The 7,666-nt window shown below is 65.6% G+C and carries 7 protein-coding genes; 1 reads left to right on the top strand and 6 read right to left on the bottom strand.

What is annotated here, in order from left to right; genetic code table 11:
- The 3 genes from BRAS3809_RS24055 to BRAS3809_RS24045 all read right to left on the bottom strand — a co-directional run.
- On the bottom strand, positions 1 to 340 hold a 340-nt coding region (locus tag BRAS3809_RS24055; protein ID WP_035658031.1), incomplete at its 3' end, for a hypothetical protein.
- Positions 337 to 1,467, bottom strand: a complete 1,131-nt coding sequence (locus BRAS3809_RS24050) for a hypothetical protein (RefSeq protein WP_008964636.1) — start codon at positions 1,465 to 1,467, stop codon at positions 337 to 339. The genes BRAS3809_RS24055 and BRAS3809_RS24050, both read right to left, overlap by 4 nt.
- 73 nt (positions 1,468 to 1,540) lie before the next feature.
- Positions 1,541 to 4,132: an ATP-dependent helicase gene (locus tag BRAS3809_RS24045; protein ID WP_008964635.1), complete on the bottom strand. Its 2,592-nt coding sequence runs from the start codon at positions 4,130 to 4,132 to the stop codon at positions 1,541 to 1,543.
- Positions 4,133 to 4,425: 293 nt separating this feature from the next.
- Between BRAS3809_RS24045 and BRAS3809_RS35125 the strand changes: the two genes are divergently transcribed.
- A complete protein-coding gene (locus BRAS3809_RS35125) occupies positions 4,426 to 4,599 on the top strand; it encodes a DUF1328 domain-containing protein (RefSeq protein WP_008964634.1) in 174 nt (57 codons plus the stop codon).
- 224 nt (positions 4,600 to 4,823) lie between these two features.
- On the opposite strand, the gene BRAS3809_RS24035 is transcribed toward BRAS3809_RS35125, so the two are convergent.
- From BRAS3809_RS24035 to BRAS3809_RS24025, 3 genes are all read right to left on the bottom strand, one after another.
- Complete coding sequence (locus tag BRAS3809_RS24035; protein ID WP_240535757.1) at positions 4,824 to 5,948, bottom strand: OmpA family protein; 1,125 nt, start codon at positions 5,946 to 5,948, stop codon at positions 4,824 to 4,826.
- 589 nt (positions 5,949 to 6,537) lie between these two features.
- On the bottom strand, positions 6,538 to 7,182 hold the full coding sequence (locus BRAS3809_RS24030; RefSeq protein WP_035658027.1) for a hypothetical protein: 645 nt from the start codon (positions 7,180 to 7,182) through the stop codon (positions 6,538 to 6,540).
- Positions 7,179 to 7,666 (bottom strand): OmpA family protein (locus BRAS3809_RS24025; protein ID WP_035658023.1); only part of this gene is annotated, 488 nt, incomplete at its 5' end. The genes BRAS3809_RS24030 and BRAS3809_RS24025, both read right to left, overlap by 4 nt.

The following is a 7,666-nucleotide window of genomic DNA, read 5'->3' as shown; positions in this document are numbered from 1 at the left end:
GGACCATCAGCGCATCGATGTAGCCCTCAAGTCGCCTGGCCAGCAGTTTCTCGCGGGCGAGAATGTTCAGGAAGGCCGGGGCTGCGACATTCGAGCCAGCGTCATGTCTCGCCTTGGTCGGTTGGCGAACGTCGGCCGATGCGGCTGCCGCGGGACGCCGGCTTTCCCGCCATGCCGTCACCTGAGAGTGCATCGCCTCGAACTCCGCGATGCGCTGGTCGATGGCCTGTTCACCCTCGCGCTCGACCAGACTGTTGTAGTTCTTCCGCGCCCCCGCGCGCCGTTCGGGAGGCGTGCCGGTCAGTTCGAGGAGCTGCTCGATCTTGGCACTTGCGGTCATGACCCACCTTCTGCCCAGGACGCGAAGGAGACGCCCTCATGAGCGAGAAACTGCTTCACTTTCTCTATCAGCTCATCGATCAGAGACGAGCACTGCGTAGGTAGTCCCTTACTTTCCACAATGCTAGCCGTTAGTCCTTTCTTTTCCTTCAAGCTCGCGTCGAGACGGGCCTGCTGATCGGCATTCAGGTAGGGCCAGAGCGCTTCGAGTTCCGCCATGCAGCTCTCATGCGCCAGCTCCGCCGCAGGGCGCGAGGCTAGCACGGCCTCGGCGCGGTCTCCTAGCTCCGCCAAACCCAGAATCCGGGTCAGGGAGAGCGCCCGCTTGAGCGCCTTGACGAGCTTGCCCGCCTGTCGGTGAGCCATCATGTCGCGGAGCAGAAACTTGAGATAGCGCAGAAGCTCCTCGGGGACGACCAGCGGCCAGGGCGGGTTGCCATCGGCTGTGAGCACGGCCTCCTGGAAGACGAAGCTGCGGCCGGCCGCACCCTTGCTCCGATCGGATGGATCAGAAGGCAGGACGACGTTCGACACCGGCATCACGCCGAATGGCGTGATGCCATCGACGAAGTCGAACTTGATCCGCTCGCTTTCGGTCGCCAGCGAGCGCAACTGACCCAACGCGGTGATCAGCCCGTCCCAGGGAGCCTGATACTCGCGACGAAACTTGACCCGAACCAGAATGGTCGGACCCTCACGACGCATGAGCTGTTCGACGCGATCGGCGATCTCGCTTCCATCGTCGAAGATGTACTGGGCAAGGTCGACATCTCCCAGCGCGGCCACCCGTCCGGCGAACGTCGTGGACCCGGACAACACGACGTTGCCGCGCCCGTCCAGCATGCTCCGTTCCGCCACGCTGACGAGCCCGTCGAGCGTGATTGCACTGGGAAATGCAAAGGCAAGCGGCCAGGGTACGTAGACCGTCCAGGACCCGCTCCGGGTCGTGAGATATCCAGCATGCTCGGCAGCAACACTCAGCCGTTCGTCCGGATCACAATGGGCGCTCTGGAAGGCATACTCCTGAATCAGTCGCTTGAAGCTGCCGATGATCCGTTCCGGAGCCGCCCCTCGCTCGGCATCGACGGCCAGCGCAATAATGTCATTCGGCGTAAAAGGTGCAGCCATGGAGCTATGCCATGAAATTTTACAATCATAGCTTTAGCCCCGAGCTTCGGCAAGCACTGCCGCCCGCTCAGGTTCACGCGCGCTGCACGAAGCTGTCCACGACGTGCTTTTCGCCGGCCTTGTCGAAGGCGATGGTCAGTTTGTTGCCGTCGACCTTGATGACGTTGCCATAGCCGAACTTCTGGTGAAACACGCGGTCGCCGACCGAAAATTCCGAGGTGGTGCCGGTGGACTTCGCCACCAGCTCGCCCTCGATGGTCAGTGGTCCGCGCTTGTTGCGGCCGAATTGACCGCTGAAGCCGCCTCCGAACGGATCGCGCCCCGCGAACGGCGAGGGCTCCTCCTGGAAGCCGCCCTCGGACGAGCCGCGGCCACCACCGCGCCGCGCCTGTGCGCGCTGCCAGCCCGGCGTCGAATAGCTCGATCCGAACGACTCGACGTTGTCGAAGCGCGACGGGCCATAGCCGCCGGCGCCGCCCCAGCCCGAGCCGCCCTTGGATTCGGTGATCTCGACGCTCGCCGCCGGCAGCTCGTCGAGGAAGCGCGACGGAATCGTCGTCGTCCAGGTGCCGTGGATGCGGCGGTTGGTGGCGAAATAGATCTTCGCCCGGCGTCGCGCGCGGGTCAGCCCGACATGGGCGAGGCGACGCTCTTCCTCAAGGCCGGCGCGGCCCTGTTCGTCGAGAGTGCGCTGGCTCGGAAACAGGCCTTCCTCCCAGCCGGGCAGGAAGACGTTGTCGAACTCCAGGCCCTTGGCGGAATGCAAGGTCATCAGCGACACCGCCTCCTCGTCGGCACCGCCCTCGCGGTCCATCACCAGCGAGATGTGCTCGAGGAAGCCGTGCAGGTTCTCGAACTCCTCCATCGAGCGGATGAGCTCTTTGAGGTTGTCGAGGCGGCCGGCGGCGTCCGCCGAGCGGTCCTTCTGCCACATCTCGGTGTAGCCGCTCTCGTCGAGCACGATCTCGGCGAGCTCGGTGTGCGGCGTCACCTCGCGCTGGGCGCGCCAGCGCTCGAATTGCAGAATGAGTCCGCGCAGCGAGCCGCGTGCCTTCGGCTTGAGCTCATCAGTTTCCACGACCGCGCGCGCCGCCTCGAACAACGGGATGCGGCGCTTGCGGGCGTGATCATGCAGCATCTGCACGGTGGCATCGCCGAGCCCGCGCTTCGGCACGTTGACGATGCGCTCGAAGGCGAGGTCGTCGGCCGGCGAGTTGATAACGCGCAAGTAGGCCAGCGCATCGCGGATTTCGGCGCGCTCGTAGAAGCGCGGGCCGCCGATGACGCGATAGGGCAGGCCGAGCGTGACGAAGCGGTCCTCGAACTCGCGCATCTGGTAGGACGCGCGCACCAGGATGGCGATGTCGTTGAGATGCTCGCCCTTGCGCTGCAGCTCCTCGATCTCCTCGCCGATCCCGCGCGCTTCCTCTTCCGAATCCCAGGCGCCGGTCACGGTGACCTTCTCGCCCTCGACGTCCTCGGTGTGCAGCGTCTTGCCGAGCCGGCCTTCATTGTGGGTGATCAGGTGCGATGCGGCGGCGAGGATGTGTCCGGTCGAGCGGTAGTTGCGCTCGAGGCGGATCACCTTGGCGCCGGGAAAGTCGTGCTCGAAGCGCAGGATGTTGTCGACCTCCGCGCCGCGCCAGCCATAAATCGACTGGTCGTCGTCGCCGACGCAGCAGATGTTCTTGGGGGGAGCAATCTGCGCAGAATCGTCATTCCGGGGCGCACCGTCAGGTGCGAACCCGGAATCTCGCAGTGGATTGTCCTCAGCTCGAGATTCCGGGTTCGGCTCTTCGAGCCGCCCCGGAATGACGGAGGATGGCGTGACGGCACGCGACGATGACGGCGCCTGCGACAGCAGCCGCAGCCACAGATATTGCGCGACGTTGGTGTCCTGATACTCGTCGACCAGGATGAACTTGAAGCGGCTCTGGTATTGCCGCAGCACGTCCGGGTTCTCGCGGAACAGCCGGATGTTCTCCAGCAGCAGGTCGCCGAAATCCGCGGCATTGAGGATCTTCAGCCGCTCCTGATAGCTTGCATAGAGCTTGCCGCCCTTGCCGTTGGCGAACACGGCGGCCTCGCCGGAGGGCACCTGCGAGGGCGCCAGGCCGCGGTTCTTCCACCCGTCGATCAGATTGGCGAGCATGCGCGCCGGCCAGCGCTTGTCGTCGATGTTCTCCGCCTGCAAGAGCTGCTTGAGCAGGCGAATCTGGTCGTCGACGTCGAGCACGGTGAAATTGGATTTGAGCTGCACCAGTTCGGCATGGCTGCGCAGGATGCGGCCGGCGATCGAGTGGAAGGTGCCGAGCCACGGCATGCCTTCGACCGCCTGGCCGAGCATCTCGGCGAGCCGCGTCTTCATCTCGCGCGCGGCCTTGTTGGTGAAGGTCACCGACAGGATCTCGCCGGGACGCGCGCGGCCCATGCTGAGGATATGCGCGATCCGCGTGGTGAGCACGCGGGTCTTGCCGGTGCCCGCGCCGGCCAGCACCAGCACCGGACCATCCAGCGTCTCGACCGCGTCGCGCTGCTCCGGATTGAGGCCCGCGAGATAGCGCGCGCCGCCGCTCGCGGCCGCGCGGGCGCGCGAGGCGATGCCGCCGGCGACAGGCTGGTGGTCGGGCGCAGGAATACGGCTCACGCGGTTGGGCTCGGTCATTGGCGAATCAGTCTCGTCCCTCTGACGGCATCATATGACGACATCAAGGGGTCTGCAGGAAGGAGCCCTCATAGCAGGGATTGACGGTGATATGGGGCCGCCGGCCGCGTTTTACAGCCCTAAATCGAGCCCGAGGGCGGGCGCGCGCTGTTTCGGCCGGAGATTTGTTCCGCCGATTCGCGAATTTTTACCGGCCCGGGCCCCCGGAACCTTTGTTCCCGGCCTCGATTGTCCTGGCAACGGCGCAAGCTCCGCGTCGCTTTGAACCGCAATCGAGAGACAGAGGTCGTGTCATGTTAGGCTGGGTTGTCACCTTCCTGGTGATCGCATTGATCGCCGGCATCCTCGGCTTCGGCGGCGTCGCCGGTGCCTCCATCGAGATCGCCAAGATCATCTTCTTCATCGCCATCGTTCTGTTTCTGGTGTCGGCCGTCGTGGGGCTCGCCCGCGGCCGCACCCGCGTGTAGTCGGCCTCATCCCCTGACAATGAGGTCGGCGAAGGGCGCAGTGCCTCGCAAGAGGTGCTGCGCCCTTTGCGTTTTCGCAAGGTTCAGGCTGACGCGACCGGCATCTCGGCGACGTCAGGTGGTGCGGGCGAAGGAGAGGACAGCATGATCCGATGCCGTCCGATCGGGGCGTGATCTCTATCCGCGGGGAGTGATGTCCGTTTGCGCCGGCTCACCGCTTCGGATCAGCTCGAACAATTGATGATCCTGAGTTCGACGCGACGGTCGAGTGCGTCGCTCGGATCGTCGCGGCCGGTACCGACGATCATCTCACGAGACCCGCGGCCGCTGGCGATCAGTCGGCCCGCGAGGCTTCTGTCCTCGGCCAGGATCTGATCCTTGACATAGGCGGCGCGCAGGACGGACAGCCGGTCATTGACGCCGGGATATCCCGTCGCGCTGGTATGACCAGCCACTTCGAGACACACATGGTTGGCGGCGGTTCGTTGCGCGATCTTGCCGATCCAGGCCTGATACGGCGCGCGCGCCTCCGGATCGGCGTAGAACAAGGTCGAGCCAGGCTTGAACAGAAACTTGATCGCGAGCCGATCGCTGTTCTTCAGCCCGAAATCGAGCAGCCGGTCGAATGCCTGCATGGCGAGTTGCGTGTGGCCGAGCTTGAGGGCCGACAGGTAGATGCCGCTGTAGATGCGCAGCTGCTCGCCGCCGTCCATCCGCAGCGCGGTCTGATAAAGCTCGAGCGCGGCCTTGTAGCGCCCGGCGTTGTAGGCCTCGATTCCCTCGTTGACCTGAGCCGAGGCGAGGATGTGATTGGTATAGGTCTGGTCGACGGCGTCGCCCGGCTTGGCGCCCTGGCAGCTTTTCACATAGGCCTCGGTGGCCGGGTCCTTGGTGTAGACCGGGCTATCCCTGAAGAAGGGGACCGGTGTGGGATCGACGTCGTCGGGCAGCGCGCGCGCGACGCCCTTTGAGACGACCGTGTTGCTGTTCAGGTCGGCGATCGCAAGGCAGATCCGATAGGCGTCGCGGGGCCCCGTGGGCAAGCCGTCGTTATTGATCGGGGTGAGGGTGCCGATCAGGACCAGCGGCTTTCGTAGCAGCGAGGCCACCGTGAACGGCAGGGTGCGGATCCGGTGGTAGTTCGCCGCGATCATCGCGGTGATGCGTTGCTGCTCCAGCAACGTTGCGGTCGATTGTACCCGGGTGACGCCGTCGATCAACGGGTCGATCACCAGTTCGAGTTGGCCCGGCGCAGCGTCGTCTTCAAACTTGGACAGCAGGTCATGGGCCGCGTTCGACAGCGCGTTTTCGAGCGGCACGGGCGTTGGAGGAGGTGCAATCGCTGCCAATGGCGGCGTTTCCTGTGCCGAGCGCGAGATCTCCAGCGCCCGGACCGCCGGAGCCGGACACGCGACGATCAGCCAGCAAAGGGCGAGCCCAATCGGGCCCTTGCAAGAAAACACAACGCGCTCTCGTCAAAAGACAGATGCCAACCCATAGAATGATTGAGGAATTTCTTGTCGAAAGCAGGTCGCTCAACCGGCGTTGGTGGATTTTTGAAGATGCACGAATCTGGCGTTCGGCAGGACTCTGGCGCAGACTCGCCACACCTTCGCTGGATTCCGAATGCTCCACGGGCGTCGCACTGCCCGCTCCGCGATCGCCTGATCCTGTTGAATCCAAGGCGATCACGGCGGCTGCGCATTGCGCCGGTGATCGCACTTCGTTGCCTCGATTATGGCGGTTGGGTCCAGGGGCGTATGGAGGCGCCGCCCAGATGTTGTACGATATTCGCTGAAAATGTGGCTTGGACGGTCCGTGAATCGTCTGCCGCGTGGCCGGCCCGCCATTGTCGTCGGCCTCATCGCGGCTGACAACACGGCCGTTCGGGGGCAGTGCCTCGAGCGAGGTGCTGCGCCCTTTGCGTTGTCGCAAGCTTCAAGCCGGCGCGGTCAGCGCCACCTGCACCTTGGCGAGGGCGGGATCGAGTGCCACCGAGGCGAGGCGCGGATCATTGGAGAGCGCGGTCAAGGTCAGCGTCTGGTCCTGCACGCGGAAGATCCGGCACAGCGTCGTCGCCTCCGAGGCGTCGCGCAGCATCACGGACAGCGGCACAACGTGCTGCTCGCCACTGACCTTCTCGGCCACGAGCGACAGCCGCGTCGCCGCCGCGGCGAGCCGTTCGGTGTGACGCCCGGTCGTATTCGCTGCGAGCGGCAGGCCTTCCTCGTTCGTCAACAGCACGGTCTCGAAGCGGCCGACCTCGGCGATCCTGTCGAGCAGCGGCACCAGCTCGCGGCGCCGGCCGGGCAGGCTCGCGAGCTGCGCAAGATCGAGCGAGATGCGCTCGCGCTCGACCAGCGGCGCCAGCACGTCCTCGATCGCGCTGCGCAGGCTCGTCTCGCGCTCGGTCGCGTCGTGGCTCGTCTGCTCCTGCAACTGGTCGAGGCTCGCGGCCTGCAATTGCACCTGCCGCCGCAACTGATCGCGTGCGAGCGCGCCCTGGCGCGCGCCGAACAGATAGCCGGCCGTCAGCAGCAGGATGGCGGCGCCGAGGCCGCTCACGATGGCATAGATGGTCATGGTCGTTTCACGGCTGTGAGTTGATCGCAATCGTCGACGCCGGCGATGCGCAGCAGCGCCTTGCGATCGCCGGCGACCGCATCGGCATCGCCGCGCGCGGCGCCGGCGCCGGCGGCGCGCACCGCGATCTGCTGGGCCGGGACGCCGTCCTTCCGCAGCAGCTCCGCGACCGCCTTGGCGCGCGAATAGCTCAGCAGCACGTTGAGATCCTCGCTGCCGCTGGCGTCGGCATGTCCCTCGATGACGAGCGCGGCATCGGCGTGCCGCGACAGCGCCTTCTGCAGGATCGCCACCGCGCGCTTCATGTCGGCCGGATTCGGCCGCGTGCTGCCGCGCTCGAAGGCGATCGCCAGCGGCGCGAAACATTCGGTGGATGTCGTTGCGGTGCGCGGAGGCTCGGTGTGCGCGACGGGTGACGGCGCGGGAGGCTCGGCCGGGACGGCCGGGGGCAGCGGTGGGGCGATGATCAAGGCGGGCAGGGGCA

This window comes from Bradyrhizobium sp. STM 3809, from assembly GCF_000239795.1.
Lineage (GTDB): Bacteria > Pseudomonadota > Alphaproteobacteria > Rhizobiales > Xanthobacteraceae > Bradyrhizobium.
Note: the sequence above shows the minus strand (reverse complement) of the source record. Positions and strands in the feature narration are given on the sequence as shown.

What these genes read in the sequence shown, in the direction of transcription:
- BRAS3809_RS35125 (WP_008964634.1), top strand. Translation starts at nt 4,426, where the DNA reads ATGTTAGGCTGGGTTGTCACCTTCCTGGTGATCGCATTGATCGCCGGC.
- BRAS3809_RS24045 (WP_008964635.1), bottom strand. Translation starts at nt 4,132, where the DNA reads ATGACCGAGCCCAACCGCGTGAGCCGTATTCCTGCGCCCGACCACCAG.
- BRAS3809_RS24030 (WP_035658027.1), bottom strand. Translation starts at nt 7,182, where the DNA reads ATGACCATCTATGCCATCGTGAGCGGCCTCGGCGCCGCCATCCTGCTG.
- BRAS3809_RS24050 (WP_008964636.1), bottom strand. Translation starts at nt 1,467, where the DNA reads ATGGCTGCACCTTTTACGCCGAATGACATTATTGCGCTGGCCGTCGAT.